The 19445-nt window shown below is 27.4% G+C and carries 20 protein-coding genes; 9 read left to right on the top strand and 11 right to left on the bottom strand.

Annotation, left to right across the window (positions count from 1 at the left end):
- Positions 1 to 7 precede the first annotated feature (7 nt).
- The 3 genes from BMW96_RS02415 to rpsO all read left to right on the top strand — a co-directional run bounded on the left by BMW96_RS02415 (position 8) and on the right by rpsO (position 2401).
- On the top strand, positions 8 to 754 hold the full coding sequence (locus BMW96_RS02415; protein ID WP_092352137.1) for an alpha/beta hydrolase: 747 nt from the start codon (positions 8 to 10) through the stop codon (positions 752 to 754).
- 512 nt (positions 755 to 1266) lie between these two features.
- Complete coding sequence (gene yaaA, locus BMW96_RS02410) at positions 1267 to 2019, top strand: peroxide stress protein YaaA (protein WP_092352135.1); 753 nt, start codon at positions 1267 to 1269, stop codon at positions 2017 to 2019.
- Between the two features lie 115 nt (positions 2020 to 2134).
- Positions 2135 to 2401, top strand: coding sequence for a 30S ribosomal protein S15 (gene rpsO, locus BMW96_RS02405; RefSeq protein ID WP_092352133.1), 267 nt, complete (start codon positions 2135 to 2137; stop codon positions 2399 to 2401).
- A 36-nt stretch (positions 2402 to 2437) separates the two neighbouring features.
- On the opposite strand, the gene BMW96_RS02400 is transcribed toward rpsO, so the two are convergent.
- The 7 genes from BMW96_RS02400 to BMW96_RS02370 all read right to left on the bottom strand — a co-directional run bounded on the left by BMW96_RS02400 (position 2438) and on the right by BMW96_RS02370 (position 7807).
- Positions 2438 to 3259 (bottom strand): hypothetical protein, encoded by an 822-nt coding sequence (locus tag BMW96_RS02400; RefSeq protein ID WP_092352131.1) that lies wholly within the window; start codon positions 3257 to 3259, stop codon positions 2438 to 2440.
- A gap of 1 nt (position 3260) precedes the next feature.
- Complete coding sequence (locus BMW96_RS02395; protein WP_244881238.1) at positions 3261 to 3812, bottom strand: class D sortase; 552 nt, start codon at positions 3810 to 3812, stop codon at positions 3261 to 3263.
- A gap of 116 nt (positions 3813 to 3928) precedes the next feature.
- Positions 3929 to 4486, bottom strand: a complete 558-nt coding sequence (locus BMW96_RS02390; RefSeq protein ID WP_092352128.1) for a cell wall anchor protein — start codon at positions 4484 to 4486, stop codon at positions 3929 to 3931.
- A 74-nt stretch (positions 4487 to 4560) separates the two neighbouring features.
- A complete protein-coding gene (locus BMW96_RS02385) occupies positions 4561 to 5613 on the bottom strand; it encodes a hypothetical protein (protein WP_092352126.1) in 1053 nt (350 codons plus the stop codon).
- Positions 5613 to 6344, bottom strand: coding sequence for a CpsD/CapB family tyrosine-protein kinase (locus BMW96_RS02380; RefSeq protein WP_092352124.1), 732 nt, complete (start codon positions 6342 to 6344; stop codon positions 5613 to 5615). The genes BMW96_RS02385 and BMW96_RS02380 overlap by 1 nt, the downstream gene beginning before the upstream one ends.
- Positions 6345 to 7106, bottom strand: coding sequence for a tyrosine-protein phosphatase (locus BMW96_RS02375; protein ID WP_092352122.1), 762 nt, complete (start codon positions 7104 to 7106; stop codon positions 6345 to 6347). It lies immediately after the preceding gene.
- A gap of 2 nt (positions 7107 to 7108) precedes the next feature.
- Positions 7109 to 7807 (bottom strand): YveK family protein, encoded by a 699-nt coding sequence (locus tag BMW96_RS02370; RefSeq protein WP_092352120.1) that lies wholly within the window; start codon positions 7805 to 7807, stop codon positions 7109 to 7111.
- Positions 7808 to 8134: 327 nt separating this feature from the next.
- On the opposite strand from BMW96_RS02370, the gene BMW96_RS02365 reads away from it, so the two are divergent.
- The 5 genes from BMW96_RS02365 to BMW96_RS02345 all read left to right on the top strand — a co-directional run bounded on the left by BMW96_RS02365 (position 8135) and on the right by BMW96_RS02345 (position 14029).
- Positions 8135 to 10039: a nucleoside-diphosphate sugar epimerase/dehydratase gene (locus BMW96_RS02365; RefSeq protein ID WP_092352118.1), complete on the top strand. Its 1905-nt coding sequence runs from the start codon at positions 8135 to 8137 to the stop codon at positions 10037 to 10039.
- 362 nt (positions 10040 to 10401) lie between these two features.
- The gene (locus BMW96_RS02360; RefSeq protein WP_472573226.1) at positions 10402 to 11661 is read left to right on the top strand and encodes a Y-family DNA polymerase; all 1260 of its coding nucleotides are present in this window, start codon (positions 10402 to 10404) and stop codon (positions 11659 to 11661) included.
- Complete coding sequence (locus BMW96_RS02355; RefSeq protein WP_092352114.1) at positions 11654 to 11989, top strand: YolD-like family protein; 336 nt, start codon at positions 11654 to 11656, stop codon at positions 11987 to 11989. The genes BMW96_RS02360 and BMW96_RS02355 overlap by 8 nt, the downstream gene beginning before the upstream one ends.
- A gap of 120 nt (positions 11990 to 12109) precedes the next feature.
- Positions 12110 to 13027 (top strand): nucleotidyltransferase family protein, encoded by a 918-nt coding sequence (locus BMW96_RS02350; RefSeq protein WP_092352112.1) that lies wholly within the window; start codon positions 12110 to 12112, stop codon positions 13025 to 13027.
- 48 nt (positions 13028 to 13075) lie between these two features.
- The gene (locus BMW96_RS02345; RefSeq protein ID WP_092352110.1) at positions 13076 to 14029 is read left to right on the top strand and encodes a hypothetical protein; all 954 of its coding nucleotides are present in this window, start codon (positions 13076 to 13078) and stop codon (positions 14027 to 14029) included.
- A gap of 236 nt (positions 14030 to 14265) precedes the next feature.
- Here BMW96_RS02345 and BMW96_RS02340 read toward each other — a convergent pair whose 3' ends face one another.
- Together BMW96_RS02340 and glmS are read right to left on the bottom strand one after the other, a co-directional pair.
- Entirely contained in the window at positions 14266 to 14619 is a 354-nt protein-coding gene (locus BMW96_RS02340) for an alpha-helical endospore appendage domain-containing protein (protein ID WP_092352108.1), read from the bottom strand.
- A 95-nt stretch (positions 14620 to 14714) separates the two neighbouring features.
- Positions 14715 to 16532 carry a glutamine--fructose-6-phosphate transaminase (isomerizing) gene (glmS, locus tag BMW96_RS02335; protein ID WP_092352106.1) on the bottom strand — a complete coding sequence of 606 codons (1818 nt, stop codon included), beginning with the start codon at positions 16530 to 16532 and terminating at the stop codon, positions 14715 to 14717.
- Positions 16533 to 16925: 393 nt separating this feature from the next.
- Here glmS and BMW96_RS02330 point away from each other — a divergent pair, with 393 nt between their 5' ends.
- Positions 16926 to 17444 carry a hypothetical protein gene (locus BMW96_RS02330; RefSeq protein ID WP_092352104.1) on the top strand — a complete coding sequence of 173 codons (519 nt, stop codon included), beginning with the start codon at positions 16926 to 16928 and terminating at the stop codon, positions 17442 to 17444.
- Positions 17445 to 17463: 19 nt separating this feature from the next.
- Here BMW96_RS02330 and BMW96_RS02325 read toward each other — a convergent pair whose 3' ends face one another.
- Together BMW96_RS02325 and BMW96_RS02320 are read right to left on the bottom strand one after the other, a co-directional pair.
- Positions 17464 to 18129, bottom strand: a complete 666-nt coding sequence (locus BMW96_RS02325) for a YoaK family protein (RefSeq protein ID WP_092352102.1) — start codon at positions 18127 to 18129, stop codon at positions 17464 to 17466.
- A 37-nt stretch (positions 18130 to 18166) separates the two neighbouring features.
- Positions 18167 to 19357 (bottom strand): acetate/propionate family kinase, encoded by a 1191-nt coding sequence (locus tag BMW96_RS02320; protein ID WP_092352100.1) that lies wholly within the window; start codon positions 19355 to 19357, stop codon positions 18167 to 18169.
- Between the last annotated feature and the right edge of the window lie 88 nt (positions 19358 to 19445).

The following is a 19445-nucleotide window of genomic DNA, read 5'->3' as shown; positions in this document are numbered from 1 at the left end:
AGAAGTTATGGTTGAAAAATTTAATGTTAAGATAACACCGTTTGATTTAATTAGAACAATTCATGTATATTTACCTGATGGATATTTATTAAATAATGATAGGTATCCAGTTATGTATATGTTTGATGGACATAACTTATTTTATGATGAAGATGCTACATATGGTAAGTCGTGGGGATTAAGAGAATTTATGGATAATTATGATAAACCACTAATTATTGTTGGAATTGAATGTAATCATAGTGGTAATGAGCGTTTAAATGAGTATTGTCCATATGATATAAAAAATGGTTATTTTGGACCAATTACTGGTAAAGGTAAGCAGCTGATGGATTGGTTGATAAGTGAGTTAAAACCAATGATTGATAAAAAATATCGAACTTATCCATTTAGAGAATGTACAGGAATTGCAGGTAGTTCAATGGGTGGATTGATGGCTTTATATACAGTAATAAAATATAATCAATATTTTTCTAAAGCTGCATGTATTTCACCTGCGATTTCATTATGCATGAAAGAGTTAAAGCTTGAATTAAATGATCAAGAGATTAGTAGCGATACTAGGGTATATTTTAGTTTTGGAAAAAAAGAGGTATATAATGTTGATAAAACTCTTAAAAATATTTTAGTCTTTAATGATTATTTTATTAGGTTAGGGGCTAGCTGTTATATATTAATAGCGGAGAATGGAGAACATAATGAAGCTTCTTGGCAAAAGGAAAATATTGTTTATTTAAATTATTTATGGAAATGAGTAAATTTAAGATAGTACTTGAATTCATTAGAGTTTAGGTACTTTTTTACAAGGACAATATTTCTAATCATTTTACGATTCTGTCAGTAACTGCTAAAATTTTATTATGTATTTAAAAATTTAATAAACAAATTAATAATCTTATATTTAACGTATCAGCGCTTTTTATTCTAATATAATAATTGGTAATAATTTGGTATAAATCTTTTTATAGAGGAAGAAAAACAGCTATTTATTTTAAAATATAAGATACTTTCAATATTTTCTAACTTTGAAAATTAATTTCTTATATTAATTGATCTTTTATTAATAATCTTTACTTTCTTAAGAATGATTATGAAATAAAATAATTAGATATATTTAAATATTTTAAAATTATTATTCTGTTTTTGTAATTCTTTAAAATAATTGTTTAGCATGTTAGAATTAATTAAAATAGAACATTATTAAAATTAGATATTTTAATGTTGATTAATAAAAAGGAAGAGGTTAAATATTATAGGTGATTGATAATGAAGATAGTAATAACACCAGCTAAAAGAATGAAAGATGATATTAATTATCTTGAAGTTGAAAGTGAACCAGTATTTTTAAAAGAAACTGAAATTATTTTAAAATATTTAAAAAAATTAAGTATATATGAGGTTAAACAATTATTAAAATGTAGTGATAAAATTGCTCAGGAGGCTTATGAAAATTATCAACAAATTGATTTGAAAAGTAATACTGTACCTGCTTTATTAGCTTATGATGGAATTCAGTATAATAGTCTAGCAGCACATATTTTAACAAATGAAGATTATGAGTATACTAAAAAATATGTACGAATACTTTCAGGTTTTTATGGTGTTTTAAAACCATTTGATGGTGTAGTACCATATCGCTTAGAATTAAATAATAAGTTAGCTTTTGAAGGATATAATAATTTATATCAGTTTTGGGGGAATAAAATGTATCAAGAGTTAATTAAAGATGACTATGAAATTTTAGACTTGGGGGCAAAACAATATACTAGGATATTAAAAAGATATTTAGATCAAAATATTAATTATGTTAAATGTTATTTTATGGAAAAAGAAGGGAATGTTTTTAAAGAAATAGGTGTATATGTAAAACAGGCTCGTGGAGAAATGATACGCTTTTTAATAAAAAATAGAGTTACAAACTTTGAACAAGTAAAAGAATTTAAAGAGTTGGGATATTATTTTTATCATGAAAAATCTGATCAAAATAATTTTATTTTTATTCGAGAAAAAAATAATTAACTTGACTTTATCATAATATTTGATAAAATATTAATTGCGGCAACATCTAGGATATACGAATACTCGACGTATAGCTTGGAGTTAGCTAAGTTAAAATAGAGGAGGATTATAGATTATGTTATCTAAAGCAGAAAAAACAGCTATTATGCAAAAGTATGCTACTAAAGAAGGAGATACAGGATCTCCAGAAGTACAAATCGCAGTATTAACTGCAGATATTAACAAATTAAATGGACATTTTAAACAACATCCAAAAGATAAACATTCAAATAGAGGTTTACTAAAAAAAGTTGGACGTAGAAGAGATTTATTAAAATATTTAAAAAATAAAGATATTGAAAGATATTCAAGTCTTTGTGAAAGCTTAGGTTTAAGAAAATAATTTATTTAAAAAAGATGTCAAATGACATCTTTTTATTTATCTCTTTTTGAATTTTAGATAAGCAATACAATTACCAGCTATTATCATTAAAATACCAATAATAATATAAATAAGTAAATAATTATTTATAGTTGAAGTAACAAAATCATAAAAGTATTTTGGTGATAAACTGATTTTATTAACAAAATTACCAAAGTATATAAATCCTGGCAGAGCTAAACAGATTAACCCAGCACTAGATAATGTATAAGCAAAATATCTTCTTCTACCACGATAATGACTATATAAGCGATATAAAAGAAATCCAGCAGTTATAATAAGTATCAATAAAATTGCAGCTATAATATAATAATATGTATTGTAAGAATCAATAAGTTTAATAACTAAGTCTAAATAAGGAAATGTTAAGTATGTTTTAAAGTAATCAACTAGATTTGTTTTTAAGGTTGAAATAGCTGTTTTTTCTTCGCTATTAATGATAATATTAGCAGATTTAAGATATTCATCAATATCTTCAGATAATTTTGTTTCAAATTTAGTTGTACTAATATCTGTATTACCTGTAGAAAAAGCAGTTTGAATATAATTTTTCATAATTTCATCAGCTGACTTTTCATCGATGTAATTTTCAAACATTTCTAAAGGAAATCCAGTTGATTGAGTTTCTTGCTGAATCTGTTTATTTAAATTAACTATAGACTGTTGATAAAAATCAGCACTTTCCATTTTAGAGATCAAATAACTAGGATTCATAATAGTTACTCTAGTAACAGTGATTACAATAAATATACTAATAAAGATTGTTAATAATAAAGCCAATAAAAATGATATATTAGTACGATTACTTCTTTTACTCATATTATTGTTCCTCCAATATAGTTGGTCCACTTATTTTATCTGCATAAACAAATAAACGTTGAGATTTATAACCAATTATTTCAAATGGATAACAAGTATATAAAATTAATTTTTCTTGTTCTTTTTGCTCTAAATCATAGTTAGAGCTATCATTAGCATCAGTAATTTTAGTATCAGTTATCTTATACTCAAAATCACCATAGTGCGTAGATACTTTAATTATATCGCCTATTTTGATATCTCCTAAAGGTTCAAAATAGGGGATAGAGTGACCTGCAATTAATATAGTTCGGTTGAAACCTGGAAGAAATGATCCACCAAATAAACCTACTCCATTACGCAGTTGTTCTCTTCCGTCACCATAATATAGATTTACTCTTATATTTACAGAATCAATTGATAATTTTCCAAATAAATCACCATATGTTGGTTGAATTATTTGAGATGCTTTAATAATATCGGATGCAACTAATTTATTTGCATATAAATCAGTAGAATTTTCATCATTTAAGGTAGGTGCATAGTCACTAGAAATTAAGCTATAGATAGACATCAAAGGCTCAATTGCCGGACTGATTAGTAAGTATAATGTTATATAGCAAACAAATGTAAAAGATAATGGCACTAAAATTAGTGCCATTATTTTACGTTGTTTATGATTGAATTTCATTATTTGGCAAATAGATGTTTCTTTTTAGCGTAATATCCTGCACCTAGTAAAACTACAACTAAACTAGCTCCAATAACTACAGTTTGAGTTATATCATAACCAGTTCTTTTAATAACTTGTGTTGTTACATAAACTAATTTATCACCATCATAGAATGAAATTGTTCTATCAGCAGCATTTAATTTAACTGTTAAACCAATTGCATTTGCAGCTGCTTGAAGAAATACTAAAATATCATAAGCTTGTTTTCTTGTAATTGAACTAAAATCTTTAATATGATTAGCTTGTAAATAAGCTTTAGTTGCTTCAATGTTATTAATAATAATATTTTTTTGCTCAGTAGTTAAATCAAATCCGTCTTGCATCATATAATTTTCAGCTGTATTGATATCAGCAGCTTGTAAACAAAGTGTAGCTCCATCAACTTTTACAGTAGATTTTAAAGCAACAAGTAATTCTTTTTCATTATCATTTAGATAACCCACTGCCCATGTAGGTGTGATAGTTGTTATTACAAGAAGACAAACTATGAGTAATGAACTTATTAATTTTTTCATTTTTCTTCCTCCTTTTGAGATACCATATACTTAATAATATCCTTTTTATTAGTAAATAACAAGGATTTTTTGCATTATTTAATAATATTTTTATTTATATACTTTAATGTAGTTAATTTATCTAAAATTTGTTTTGATAATAATTGAGAATATTTATCATTACCATTTATTTCATTTACAAGAAGACTTGTTGGTATTTTATTTTCAGCAATAGCTTGTAAATCTTGATCGGTAGGAGTTATCCCAGCATCCGCTAGACCATTTGATAACAAATATCCTTTAAAGTCTAAATAGTGTTCTCCATGAGCTGTTCTTAATGACTCGTTAGTTTCATTACGATCATTTTGAGTTAAGGATACAACAAGATAATTTTCAGTGTTAAAAGCTTGAATAATTTCTTTTTGATAGTTAACTAAACTACCTTTTATACTTTTTTCATATGCACCAGTATATAGGATCAAAATGCTATTTGGTTCTACATTATTATTCACTTGTATCAAAGTAGGCGAATTAACAATTGTTTGTTCACCTGGTTGATCACGAGTAAATAATAATGTATTACCTTCATAGCGATAAGTAATTTTACCAGTAACGCCATTAATTGTAACACTATCTATTGAACCTTGGCATTTTAAGAGTTCGTTATTAGCTTTACCACCCTGATTTAAAAATACAATTGGAGTAGGGGTGGTAGAAGCAGGAATTGTTAGTTTATCAACATATACTGGTGTAACTCCTAACTTTACAAGTAATCCAGAGCTGGTAATTTTTTTATCACCAATTGTTTTTATGTTGAAATTTGCTAAATCGTTTAAATAGGTTGGATAAGAATTGTTTTGATTTTCAGTTCCTAAAGTAGTGCTGTCACCTACACAATATATAGTTGGGCTTGTAGTATTAACTTTAGAGTTATTATCCTTTTTATCTGTATTATCTTTTTTATCAGTGTTGTCTGTTTTGTTAGTTTCTTCAGTTTCATTATTCTTTGCAACTTCACTGCTATTATCAGTAAATTTACTAATAAAGTTTTGTGTTCTGTTACGATCATAATAGAAAATTGAAGCAATGATGGCACATAAAATTAAAACAACAACAATAAAGACAATACTATTTTTCTTTTGATCCATTAGTAGTAATAGTAGTAATAATATCCAGAATTTGTGCCACCATTTTCAACTTGTGTCAATAAAGTACCAATAATATTGACGTTATTTTTTTGTAATACTTCGACTGCTGCTTTGGCATCCTTACGATTTGTAGATTTTGATGAACAAACAAAAATTGTTCCATCGACAACATTACCAACTGGAATTGCATCACTAACCATCATAACTGGAGGACAATCAATAATAATAAAATCATAACTTTCTTTCAATTTTTTTATAAAATCCTCAAATACAGGATTACTTAATAATTCAGAAGGATTTGGAACTTTAACTCCTGATGTTAAAACTGTTAAATCACTTACAAAAGATGAATCTTTTATTTTTTGAAAATATGATTGATTAATCTGTTTTGTTTTCCCGAAATCAATTAGCGCATTAGTGAGACCAGTACTATTAGATATATTCAAATATTTGTGCTGTACAGGTTTTCTTAAATCAGCGTCTATTAACAAAATTTTGGGATATTTAGTAGCATAAATCATTGATAGATTTAATGCGGTAGTACTTTTAGATTCAGTTGGAACAGCAGATGTAATATTTATTGTTTTTATGTTTTGACCAACTGTTGAATATTCAATATTAGTTCTGATATGACGATAAATTTCTTTATAATCAATTTTATTATTTTTTTGTTTAGGATTAGTTATTAATAAAGTAGATTTACTTTCATGTTTTGTTTTTTTCTTGAACATTTATTTTCTCCTTTTAAACCAAGGTATTTTATCAATTTCTATAGGTAATATATCTTCCCCATTAATAATAGCTAATGGGTTATCATACATTAATTTCTTTATTTGATCAGATGAATATTTCTTTATAAGTAGTTCATATGTATCATTAAGATTTGGATATCTGTGTTTGGTAATTCGATGAGTATCATTTGCAATAACATGAATTAACCCATTTTCTAATAATGTGTAAGCATTATTTTTAACTTTTTTACCATTTTCACCAAGAAAACTTGAACTATTTACTTGGATGATATGACCATCTTTTATCCATGATTGTATTAGTTGTAAATTTAATTTATTGTGAAAGTATCTTTCAACATGAGCAATTATTAATTTATGCTTTAAAGAGTATTCATAAAGACGATCATAACAATCTTCATTAATACTTTGAGTAAGATTAAATTCTACTAATAAATATGGTCCATTGTTTAATGAGATAAATTCATCATTTTTTAACGATGTCAAACAATCACTATTAAGCATTACTTCACTGCCATAATATCCTTTAATATCATAGTTTTTAGCAAGTTTGATAAATTCTTTAATTCTTTCTTTGATAAAATCAATATTATTAGTAGTCCCTGGTATAATATGGGGAGTAGCAATAATTTGTTTTATTCCTTGTTTACTTGCTTTTGCTAAAGCTTTTTTAGCATCTTCTAAACTGGCTATACCATCGTCAATATCCCAAGCATAATGACTATGAATATCGATAAACTCCATTATTAATCCTCAGATTGATCTTCAAAATAAGGAATTATTCCTAATACTGGTAAACCTAATACTTGTTCAGCAGTTTCACTATTTTTGATTTTACTATCTAATAAATATGCTAGTAAAATATAGCCTAAAGATATTGCAACTCCTGCAATTGCACCTAAAAGCATATTCTTTTTAAGATTTGGAGAAACAGGACCAGTATTAATTTCTGCTTTATCAACGATGATAATATTGGAGATATCTAACATTTCTTTAACTGTTTCTGTAAATACACTAATGGTTTCATCAACGATTCGTTTAGATAAGCCAGGATCATTTGTAACAGCACCAATTTCAATAATTTGGGTATCTTCAGTATTTGATATTCGTAATGCGCCACGAACCAAGCCTGTTGAAATATCTAGATTTTTAGCAATTTTATCTTGAATGTTATTCCCTTGTAATAGTTTTATGTAGTTAGCAATCATTGATTTATTTGAATTTAATTGAGACGAATCAACTGTTGTTCCATCTACTACTTGTGCTTTTAAAAGAATTGTTCCTTGTGAAGAATATTTCTTTTCAATCATAAAAGTTGTATAAGAACCTGCGATAATAATTCCAACTAACATAAATATAATAATTAGTTTAAGATGTTTTTTTATAAGTTTAAATAATTCTGATAAGTCTATTTGAACTTCATCATTTAATTCTGTTTTGTCCATAAGTCCTCCTAAATAATTTGTCTCAAGAAGTATTATGCTTTATGAACAGATAAATTGCAAGATATAATCATTAAAAAATTAAAAAAATTTATTTTAATAATTTTATGGACAAATATAAGAACAATTATAATAAATTAGGATAAAAAGTAAAAATTTGCTTAATATTAAATTTTTCAAAGAAAAAAGAAAATGTTAAGAAAGATAAGAAATAATGAAAAAAGCACTTGATTTATTACAATAAATTTATGATAATAAAAATGATTTTTGTCATATTATAATTTTTGAGTAATAATTGATAACTTATCTTGAAGTGGAGGGTAAAAATTAATGGGTGAGACAAAAGAAAAGTTTCAGTTGAGTTTTAGAAGAATTATTTTAATATTATTAGATGTTTTGTGTATTGTATTAGCAGGATATATTGCTTTATTACTTAGGTTCAATGGTCCTATACCTAATATGTACTTTAATAATTTAACTGTTATGCTTGTGCCAATAATTGTATGTGGTTTAATAACTTTTTACTATTTTAAATTATATCATAGTTTGTGGCAGTTTGCTTCAATTTCAGAACTTAAAAATATTCTTTGTGCTACAGTTATAGATAGTCTTTTAAATATCTGTATTCTTGAATTATCTGGTAAAGATTTGCCTCGTAGCAGTTATTTTATTTATTTTATGCTGTTGACAATGTTTATTGGGGGAGGCAGATTTACTTATAGACTGTTGAGAATGAAAAAAAGGCAGACAGTTTTCGGGTTAGTTAAAGAAAGAAGAGAATTAGAAAAAGTAATGATTGTTGGGGCTGGTCTAGCTGGTGAAAAGGTTTATCGTGAAATAGTTAATTCTAGTGAAGTCTATAAACAAGTAATGTGCTTTATTGATGATGCTCCTTCTAAATGGGGGAGAACTGTTCATGGTGTAATTATTTATGGTGGTAGAGATAAAATTATTAAAGCAGCTGAAAAGTTTGGAATAGAAGAAATTCTAGTAGCAATACCTTCAGCTGATAAAAAAGAACTTGCAAATATTTTAAATATTTGTAAGGAAACTAAATGTAAAATAAAAAGACTGCCAGGAATTTATCAGTTATTAAATGGAGATATCAGTATCGGTGATTTTAAGGAAGTTGAGGTTCAGGATCTACTAGGTCGTGATCCTATAGAGGTCAATCTAGAAGATATCATGGGGTATGTAACTGACAAGGTTGTTATGGTAACTGGTGGTGGAGGATCAATTGGAAGTGAGTTATGTCGTCAAATAGCAGCTAACAAACCTAAACAGTTAATTATTGTAGATATTTATGAAAATAATGCTTATGAAATTCAATTGGAATTACAAAAAAAGTATCAAAATTTAAATTTAGAAGTAATGATAGCATCAGTAAGAAATACAAAGAGAATGGAATGCTTGTTTGCAAGATATCATCCAGAAATTGTATATCATGCAGCAGCTCATAAGCATGTACCGCTGATGGAGGATTCACCAAATGAGGCAGTAAAGAACAATGTTTTTGGAACTTTGAATACAGCAAGGGTAGCTGATAGATATGGAGCAAAACGTTTTATTCTAATATCGACAGACAAGGCAGTAAATCCAACAAATGTAATGGGAGCAACAAAGAGAATCTGTGAAATGATTATCCAATCATTTAATAGAAAATCAAAGACAGAATTTGTAGCAGTAAGATTTGGAAATGTCTTAGGATCAAACGGATCAGTAATACCGTTATTTAAAAAACAAATAAAAGAAGGTGGGCCAGTAACTGTAACCCATCCAGATATTATTCGTTATTTTATGACAATACCAGAGGCGGTATCACTAGTATTGCAGGCAGGGGCATATGCAAAAGGTGGAGAAATATTTATTCTGGATATGGGGAAACCAGTTAAAATAGCAGATATGGCAAGAAACTTGATTAAGTTGTCAGGTTATGAACCAGATGTAGATATTAAGATTGAGTATACTGGACTTCGACCAGGTGAGAAACTGTATGAAGAACTGTTAATGAAAGAAGAAGGATTACAGGAGACACCAAATAATCTGATTCATATAGGCAAGCCAATTGAAATGAATGAAGAAGTATTCTTTGAAAGATTAAAAGATTTGAAAGAAGAAGCTTATAATGAAGTAGAAGATATCAAACCATTTGTTCAAGAATTAGTACCAACATATACATATAAAAAACCATTTAAAAGAAAAGTGCCAGAAAGCAAATCAAAAGTGGAAATTTAAAAAGATTATCAGAAATAATTGTCATGTATGATAATTATATTGTGAAAGTTAATTAGTAAGGAAATATATTATGCTGTATAACAAAGTCGGTTTTTTAAGCTTGCTTTGTTATACAGCTTTTTTATATTTTAGTAAAAGCAAAAAAGAGAAATTTAGGGTTTTGATATTTTATTTTAATTTTTTTATAAAAAATTAATGTATCTAAGGTTTTAGATTTTGTTGATATACTAGAAAAACATCCAATGGAATTAATAATATTGGATATTTTTTATTTAAACACCTAAAATACGGTGTTTAAATGCATTTTAAAACGATTTAAAAAAATAAAAACTGGTATAATTTAATTAAAGGAAGTGGGAATGATGGAAGATAGGATTTTTTTATGTATTGATTTAAAAACGTTTTATGCTTCAGTTGAATGTGTTGAAAGAAATTTAGATCCCTTTAATACTAATTTAGTAGTAGCTGATCCTTCAAGAGGTAAAGGCACTATTTGTTTGGCAATTAGTCCAAAATTAAAATCAGCAGGAATTAAAAATAGATGTCGTATTTATGAAATACCTGAAGAAATTGAATATATAGTTGCAAAACCAAGAATGAAGAAGTATATTGAATATTCTGCAAATATATATGCTGTTTATTTAAAGTATATTGCTAAAGAAGATATTCATGTATATTCAATAGACGAATGCTTTTTAGATATTACTAAATATTTGAAATTATACCAGTTAAGTGCTGAGGGGTTAGCAAAGAAAATAGTTGATGATGTTTTAAATACGACAGGTATTACAGCTACAGTTGGAATAGGAACAAATTTGTATTTAGCTAAAGTAGCTCTAGATATCGCTGCTAAACATACTAAAAATAATATGGGTTATTTAAATGAACAGCTTTATCAAGAGACACTTTGGTATCATCAGCCACTAACTGATTTTTGGCAGATTGGAAAAGGAATATCAAAAAGATTAAATCGACTTAGGATTTTTAATATGTATGATCTTGCTCATGCTGGTGAAAGTGAGTTATATCAGGAATTTGGGATTAATGCTCAATATTTAATAGATCATGCTTGGGGTAAAGAACCTACATTAATTAGTGATATTAAAGCATATAAACCAAGATCTAATTCGATATCTAGTGGGCAGGTTTTATTTGAAGATTATAATTATGATGATGGATTATTAGTTGTTAAAGAAATGGTAGAATTAAAATGTTTAGAACTGGCAGATAAACATTTGGTTACGAATAATATTACGCTTAGAGTTAGCTATTCAAAGCATGCTATTAAATCAACGGGTGGTTCAATAAAGATCAATGAGATTACTAATTCATATCAAATTTTAATTGAGAGCTTCAACTACTTGTATAAAAAAACGACTAATCCTAATTATTCAATTAGAAAAATAATGATTTCTTTTAATGAATTAAAGGATGATATATATGAATCAGTTGATTTATTTACAGATTATCAAAAAAGAGAAAAAGAGAAAAAAATTCAAGAAACAATTCTTGAAATTAAAAATAAGTATGGTAAGAATTCTATCTTAAAGGGAATGAATCTTCAAAATAAAGCAACAACCAAAATGAGAAATAAATTGATAGGGGGACATAATAGTGAATAATAATATTGATCGTGCTAAACAATTCTTAGCTTTTGAAGCATTAAAAGGATTAGATGAGGCATTAAAAGAAAAAGAAAGATTATCTGTGAATAAAAAAATTTTTTTTAAAGATGAGCAAGCTAATCTATCATATAAGTTAGCTCAATTAAAAAAGGGAATGGTTGTAGAATTAATGTATTATGAAAATCAAGAATATCAAAAGTTATGTGGTGTTATTACTAATATAGATTATAATTTAAAATCACTTATTTTGATTGATAAAAAAATAAACTTTGTAGATATTATTATGATTCAAGGGGAAAATATTATAGATTTATATGAGTACTAAATTATAAAAAGGGGAAGTAATATTTTATACATATTATTTTGACAAGATATGACATTAGCTAGAAAAAGAAATTATTATAGTGTATAATTATTTTGATAACGCTAAGAAATGAGGGATAGTATGAAAAATATTACATTGGTTATCATGGCGGCTGGTATTGGTAGTCGATTTGGTGGGGGGATTAAGCAATTAGCACCAGTAGGACCAAATGGTGAAATTATCATGGATTATTCTATTTATGATGCTAAAAAAGCAGGTTTTAATAAAGTTGTTTTTGTGATTAGAAAAGACATTGAGGAAGAATTTGATCGAATAATTGGTTCTAGAATAAAAGAAATAATTGATGTTGAATATGTATTTCAAGAATTAGATAATATACCTAATGATTATCTTGAAATGTTTAAACAAAGAACTAAACCTTGGGGTACTGGACAAGCTATATTATGTTGTAAAGATGTAGTTAAGGAACCATTTCTAGTAATTAATGCAGATGATTATTATGGTAAACAGGCATATCAAGAAGCATATGAGTATCTAGCTAATGACCAAATGAATACTGATAAACAGCAAATTGCAATGGTTAGCTTTATTTTAAAAAACACTTTAAGTGATAATGGTGGTGTAACAAGAGGGATTTGTAGTGTGAATGAAGACAATCATTTAATTAATATTGTTGAAACACACAATATTGAAAAAGGTGATAACAGTGCTTTTGTAAAAGATGGTGATAGGGTAATAGATATTGATTTAAATGTACCAGTGTCAATGAATATGTGGGCTTTACAACCTGCAATCTTTAATGTATTAGATGAGAAATTTAAAATCTTTTTAGAAAAATTGTGTCAAGATGATTTGAAAGCAGAATATTTATTGCCTACAATAATTGGCGATTTGTTAAAGGAAGATTTAGTAGATGTAACTGTATTAAAATCTCAAGATAATTGGTTTGGTGTTACATACAAAGAAGATAAGCAGTCTGTAATTGATAGTATTAAGGAATTGATTATGGATGGGGTATATCCAAATAAATTGTATTAAGAAGATTATCGTTACGATAATCTTCTTTTTCTAGAGGAGGAAAAGAAGATGGATAAGATGAAATTATCTTTTGAAAATAAAATTATTAAAAATAATTTTATAGTCCTTAAATGTGATTTTGATTATCAAAGTTATAAAACATATTTATCTAAAACTTTACAACTAAAGAAGATAATTATGGAATATGATAATCTTTTTGATGAAGCATATATAAAAATCTTTAATCGTGTAAGAGATAGTATTACAAGAGCTTGGCGAACATATGAAAAAGGTGATATTAGAAGTGCAGGAAATATTATTTATAATCTTCTTTTTTCGAATAAATATTTAGGTCATACTTTATGTACAGAATTTGAAAAAAATAATTTTGTTAATACTTTATATCGTGGACGAATTATAAATGATCACTCAGTTATTGGTAGTATTGATGAATTTATTTTACAAATATTTCATATTCCTTTTGATAAAAGGAATTTGGTTGCAAATGAAAGATATAGTATTTCTGGTTTTCCTTGTTTATATTTAGCTAATAGTATAGATGGAGTTAAGGCTGAATTAGAAATTACTGAATTGTCACATAATTTTTTTATTGGTGACTTTAAAGTTAATAATTCTATTAAGTATTTTGATTTAACACCAACATTTTTGAAAAATCTTAATCAGTTATCAGTAACGAAGATAAAAGTAGCAATGTTAAAATTACTATTATTAATGGCATGTAGTATTAGAGTGAATAAGAAAAAAAGTAATTATTGTTCTAATTATGTCATTCCTCAATTGGTTACAGCTTCTATTGCTAGTAAAGCTAAATATAATTATCGTTGTATAAAATATTTGTCAATTAAAAGTTATCTAAATAATAAAATTGATTATAATTATGTTTTTATTCCAGAATTTCAAAAAGATTCATTACATGATACTAAATTATTGAAGATGTTTGATATTACTCCTAATGAAGATTATAATATTTTTGTAAAAACAAAGGAGACAGTAGTAATTTAATATTAATATAATGTTACTAATAAATTTTGTTTTAATAATGATGATAGGTTTTATTATCCTCAATTATAGTATGTTAAATATTTAAGAGATTGTAATGGAGTGGGAGATTTTAGTCACCTATAATATATGAGTAGTTTAAATTAGCTTTATATTAAAATACGATTTGCTTCAGTATCAGTTACTGATTCAAATCGTATTTTTTATTTAGGACTGTTTATTTTATTACAATTTCTTTTTTAATCAGTTTTTAGTTCTTTTAATGCTTCAATTGCATAAACAGCTTTTTGTTTCAAGGCTTCTTCTAATTGACTGATGATTTCAATTGTTTCCCTAACAGATTCATTGATTCTGATTAATTCATTTAAATTGTTTGCAAGACATACTGCTTTTTTAATTTTCAACCCTTCAGCACAGATAATTGAAGATAGAGAGGCTTCTATCATCGCAACAGATTGAATGATTGATGCTAAAGCACATCTCTCGTCACAACATATTGTATCGCAACACCAATCATCATTACACCAATCTTCATTACAGCAATTATCATTACAACAATCATTTATACAATAGTTATTGTCACATGATTCCATTATGTCATCTCCTTTCTTACTATAAATTATGCATTTAAGATTACAAGGCAAGGGCTGGTATCATACAAAAAACGTGATTAGAGTTAATCACGTTTTTATTCAACAGTAACAGATTTAGCAAGATTACGAGGCTTATCAACATCACAGCCTTTAAGTTTTGCAGCATAATATGCAATAAGTTGTAATGGAACAGCTACTAAAATGGCTTGAAGAATTGGATTTATGTTAGGCATATAATAGATTTCATCAACATTTCCAGCCTCTTCATTAGATAAAGTAAATAAGATAACTTTTGCTCCTCTAGCAATAGTTTCTTGAATATTACTAATTGTTTTAGTAGCAATATGAGGTTGAGTAGCAACTGCAATAACTACGCTTCCTTTTTCAATTAGAGCAATTGGTCCATGTTTTAATTCTCCTGCAATATAAGCATCTGCATGAATATAAGAAACTTCTTTTAGTTTTAGAGCTCCTTCTAAAACAGATGCATAATCAAGATTGCGTCCAATATAATAAGCATCATGTTGTTTTTTTAAATAATTAGCATATTTTTCAAATATTTTTTCATCTTTCAAGATATTTTTAATTTGCTTAGGCAATAGGATGATATCTTTAATAATATCTCTGTAAATTTCACTTTTCTTACCTAAGGTTTGAGCAATATACATAGCTAGCAGTAATAAAACAATAACTTGAGTAGTATATGCTTTAGTACTAGCTACAGCAATTTCAGGTCCAGCACATGTGTAAATTGTAGCTGTAGCTTCACGAGAAATTGTTGAACCAAGTACGTTTGCTACAGCGATTACAGTTGCTTTTTTTGCTTTTGCTAATCTTAAAGCTGCCAACGTATCAGCAGTTTCTCCTGATTGAGAGACAAAAATACATAAAGTTTTTTCATCAATAATTGGTTCACCATACCTAAATTCAGAGGCTGCTTGAGTAGATGTTGGGATACCAGTTAGTCTTTCTAAGATATTAGCACCTGATAAACAGGCATGGTAAGCAGTACCACAAGCGATAAAATATGCTTTGTTAAAAGTTTTAAAACGGCTTTTTATAACATCAAGTTCTGGTAAAATAATACGTTCTTTGTTTTCAATACGGCCTCTAAGGGTTTCACTAATTGCATGTGGCTGTTCATGAATCTCTTTTAACATGAATGTATCATAGCCATCTTTTTGTGCAGCCTCGCTATCATAAGGAATATGAGTAATTTCTTTGTATATCTCAGTGCCATCTATATTATAAAAAGTTATTTTATCTTTACATAATCTGGCAATCTCGTAGTCTTCAATAAAATAAACATCTTTAGTATAGTCTAATAGAGCAGGAATATCACTTGCACCAAAACTAGCATGTTCACTTTTTCCTAGAACTAATGGACTGTCTTTTTTAGTTACATAAACTGTGTCTGGTTCTAAAGTTGAAACAATACACAAAGCATAGCTTCCTTGAATTTGACTAATTACTTTTTTTAATGCTTCAAGCATATTTCCATGATAATAAGAGTCTAATAGATGAACAACAACTTCACTATCAGTCTCACTTTTAAAAGTATAACCTTGAGCTAATAGTTTTTCTTTTAAATCACGATAATTTTCAATAATTCCATTATGCACTAATGAAATCGTATTGTTATTATTGGTATGGGGATGAGAATTAAGATTTGAAGGGATACCATGGGTTGCCCAGCGAGTATGCCCAATTCCCACTAAACCAGTTGGAGCATCATGATCAAGTTGATCAATAAGATTTTGAAGTCTTCCTTTGGTTTTAAGAGTAAAGAGTTTATTATTATCAACAAGAGTAACTCCTGCTGAATCATAACCTCGATACTCTAATTTAGAAAGTCCTTGCAATAAAAATGGTAAAGCATCTTCTTTACCAGAAAACGCAGTAATTCCACACATAAAAATTCCTCCATAATATTAAATTTTATTATGTTATTAATGGAGGATACCGAATGAATTTGTTTAATGATCACTCACTATTTTTGTTCATTGTTTAGGTAGTATCATACCTCTAGGTCACCCGCCGAATTTTTCGATAAACCTAGTCCTCGTCAACTAATTGAATTAGTTCTGGCGCTATTTTTAACATGTCTCCTTTTAATAACAGTTGCTATTATATACAAATAAAAATAAAAAGCAACCTATATTATTATATTTTTTTTCAATGAAAACGTTATCAAATATATAAAATTTATAAAAAATAATACAAATATGAATAAATAAAGAAAAGTTGTAAAGAATAAAAGTAATTTTACAGCTAAAAAATGTAAAAGATAATAGGAGGTAAGATATATGAGTGTTCATGATAATCTAGCAGAGATTAGTAAATCATTGGAAAACTTAGAAGAAACAGGAATTTATGATGTTGAAAAATACAGTTGTTCATTAAAGCATTTAACTAATCAGTTAGAATATTTTTATTGCCATTTAGTTAAAGATGGAGGACGAGATATTGATAATACATATTACCATTTACCTAATCGACCTAAGGTTCACCAATTAGCATATTTCAATATTGGTAGAGGATTTCCAAAAGAATTGATGGATGGACATTGGTGTTATATTCTAAAGGATTTAGGTTATAAAATGCTGATTATACCATGTACTTCTTTGAAAGGAACAGGATGTAATCCTGAGTTTGAATTAGACGTTGATGTGATGATGTCTAATACGAGAACAAAAAGCCGTTTACAGTTAAGTGAAATTCGTTGTGTTGATATGCAACGTTTAGATTTAAGAAAACAATTTTGTGAAGTTTTAAGTGATCGTCAAGAAATTGTTCAATATGTAGAAGAGCATTTATTAAAATAAAAAAAGCCTATATAATAGGCTAATAAACTAAAATAAGTAGAGTAATGATTAAAATAAAACAACAGAATAAAAGGGCTATTTGATTAAATAAGTTAATTAATATAGTTGCAATTATTGCTCCTAAAATAAAAGAAGAAATGATTATTAAATAATTAAAACAATGATTTAAAGAATTTTTATCTTTTTGATACAAAAAGGCAGATAATTTTTGTCCAGCAGATCGTAAATTTCCAGTGCACATTGTAGATGCATAGGGTAATTTATTTATAGTTTTAAATGTATTAACTTGCAAGGAACAAACTAAACCAATTGCAGCATTACAAAAAAGATTTGGGATGTTCTCAGGAATGAAAGCAATTAAGGCTAAGAAAATTGTTTCAATAATTATTATTAAATGTTGCCATTCCATATACTGTACTTTACTTAATTTATGTTTTATATATTCACTAATAATAATTCCTAGAAAAAAAGTGGAAATAGGAATTAAATAATAGATAGCCCCCAAATAATCTTGATTAGCTAATTTTAACCCCATTAGAACTATATTTCCAGTTTGGGCATTAGCAAAAACATTTCCCTTTAGAATATATGTATAAATATCTAAAAAACCCCCAACTAAGGCAAGTAATATGCCAATAAGCAATGACTCATGAATCGTTGCTTTAAAATAATTTTTGATTTTCATACACTAAAACATGTAGCTTTTTAGCTACATGTTATTTTTATAATTTTAATAAACGTTTAGTATCGCGAGCGATAACTAATTCTTCATTAGTTGGGATAACAAAGACTTTAACTTTTGAATTAGGAGTACTTATTAAACGATCTCCTTGACCATTGACATTTGCATCTTCATCTATTTCAATACCTAAAGCATCTTTTAACAGATCACAAATTCCTTTTCTTGCAAAGAATGAATTTTCACCAATTCCAGCTGTAAAACAAATTGCATCAACTCCACCTAACGCAATAAAATAACGTCCAATATAAGCAATAACCCGACGATAAAAAATATCAATTGCTAATTGAGCACGTTCATTACCTTCTAAAGCAGCATTTTGAACATCTCTAAAATCACTAGAAACTCCAGAAATACCAAGTAGACCTGATTCTTTATTTAACATCGTAATTACTTCTTTCATATCCATGCCAACTTCTTCAATCAAATAATCAATTACAGAAGGATCAACATCACCACTACGAGTTCCCATCATAATTCCAGCAAGTGGTGTAAATCCCATTGAAGTATTTACTGATTTACCATCTTTAACAGCGCTTAAAGATCCTCCTGCACCTAAGTGAGCAACAATGATTTTTGAATGTTCAGGGTTTCCTAACATTTCGTTGCAACGTTGAGAAACATAGTAATGACTAGTACCATGAGCCCCATATTTACGTACTTTGTAATCAGTGTAATATTTATATGGGATTGGATAGATATAGCATTTTGGTTCCAATGTTTGATGGAAAGCTGTATCAAATACAGCTACAGCACCAGCATTAGGAATAGCCTCTTTAAATGCATAATATCCAGTTAAGTGAGCTGGATTGTGTAATGGAGCCAATGATTTTAATTCATCAATTTTATTGACAACATCTTCATCAATAATAGCTGATGAGCTAAAGTATGCTCCTCCTTGAACTACTCGATGTCCAACACCTTTGATTTCATCTAGGTTTTTAACAATTCCTTTTTCAATTAAAGTATCTAGTAAAAGTTCAACAGCAACTTTATGATCTTTAATTGGACTAGTTGTAACAGTTTTTTTTCCGTTATATTTAATCGTAAAAATTGAGTCATCTAAACCAATTCTTTCGATTACACCTGATGTAATAACAGATTCATCATCCATTTCAAATAATTGAAATTTTAATGATGAACTACCTGCATTTACAGAAATAATTTTTGCCATTTTATAAAGCCTCCTTAATCTATGGTCATTATATCACTATTTTATAAATTTTCTAGCTATATGCTATAGCTTTATCAATTTTTCCTTG

The organism is Thomasclavelia cocleata (genome assembly GCF_900102365.1).
GTDB classification, from domain to species: Bacteria; Bacillota_I; Bacilli_A; order Erysipelotrichales; family Coprobacillaceae; genus Thomasclavelia; species Thomasclavelia cocleata.
The sequence above is the reverse complement of the archived record's forward strand: the minus strand, read 5'-3'. Positions and strand labels throughout refer to the sequence as shown.

Bases quoted from the DNA above. Each gene is read 5' to 3' on its own strand.
- BMW96_RS02415 (WP_092352137.1), top strand. From the start codon at position 8: ATGGTTGAAAAATTTAATGTTAAGATAACACCGTTTGATTTAATTAGA.
- yaaA (WP_092352135.1), top strand. From the start codon at position 1,267: ATGAAGATAGTAATAACACCAGCTAAAAGAATGAAAGATGATATTAAT.
- rpsO (WP_092352133.1), top strand. From the start codon at position 2,135: ATGTTATCTAAAGCAGAAAAAACAGCTATTATGCAAAAGTATGCTACT.
- BMW96_RS02400 (WP_092352131.1), bottom strand. From the start codon at position 3,259: ATGAGTAAAAGAAGTAATCGTACTAATATATCATTTTTATTGGCTTTA.
- BMW96_RS02395 (WP_244881238.1), bottom strand. From the start codon at position 3,812: ATGTCTATCTATAGCTTAATTTCTAGTGACTATGCACCTACCTTAAAT.
- BMW96_RS02390 (WP_092352128.1), bottom strand. From the start codon at position 4,486: ATGAAAAAATTAATAAGTTCATTACTCATAGTTTGTCTTCTTGTAATA.
- BMW96_RS02385 (WP_092352126.1), bottom strand. From the start codon at position 5,613: ATGGATCAAAAGAAAAATAGTATTGTCTTTATTGTTGTTGTTTTAATT.
- BMW96_RS02380 (WP_092352124.1), bottom strand. From the start codon at position 6,344: ATGTTCAAGAAAAAAACAAAACATGAAAGTAAATCTACTTTATTAATA.
- BMW96_RS02375 (WP_092352122.1), bottom strand. From the start codon at position 7,106: ATGGAGTTTATCGATATTCATAGTCATTATGCTTGGGATATTGACGAT.
- BMW96_RS02370 (WP_092352120.1), bottom strand. From the start codon at position 7,807: ATGGACAAAACAGAATTAAATGATGAAGTTCAAATAGACTTATCAGAA.
- BMW96_RS02365 (WP_092352118.1), top strand. From the start codon at position 8,135: ATGGGTGAGACAAAAGAAAAGTTTCAGTTGAGTTTTAGAAGAATTATT.
- BMW96_RS02360 (WP_472573226.1), top strand. From the start codon at position 10,402: ATGGAAGATAGGATTTTTTTATGTATTGATTTAAAAACGTTTTATGCT.
- BMW96_RS02350 (WP_092352112.1), top strand. From the start codon at position 12,110: ATGAAAAATATTACATTGGTTATCATGGCGGCTGGTATTGGTAGTCGA.
- BMW96_RS02345 (WP_092352110.1), top strand. From the start codon at position 13,076: ATGGATAAGATGAAATTATCTTTTGAAAATAAAATTATTAAAAATAAT.
- BMW96_RS02340 (WP_092352108.1), bottom strand. From the start codon at position 14,619: ATGGAATCATGTGACAATAACTATTGTATAAATGATTGTTGTAATGAT.
- glmS (WP_092352106.1), bottom strand. From the start codon at position 16,532: ATGTGTGGAATTACTGCGTTTTCTGGTAAAGAAGATGCTTTACCATTT.
- BMW96_RS02330 (WP_092352104.1), top strand. From the start codon at position 16,926: ATGAGTGTTCATGATAATCTAGCAGAGATTAGTAAATCATTGGAAAAC.
- BMW96_RS02325 (WP_092352102.1), bottom strand. From the start codon at position 18,129: ATGAAAATCAAAAATTATTTTAAAGCAACGATTCATGAGTCATTGCTT.
- BMW96_RS02320 (WP_092352100.1), bottom strand. From the start codon at position 19,357: ATGGCAAAAATTATTTCTGTAAATGCAGGTAGTTCATCATTAAAATTT.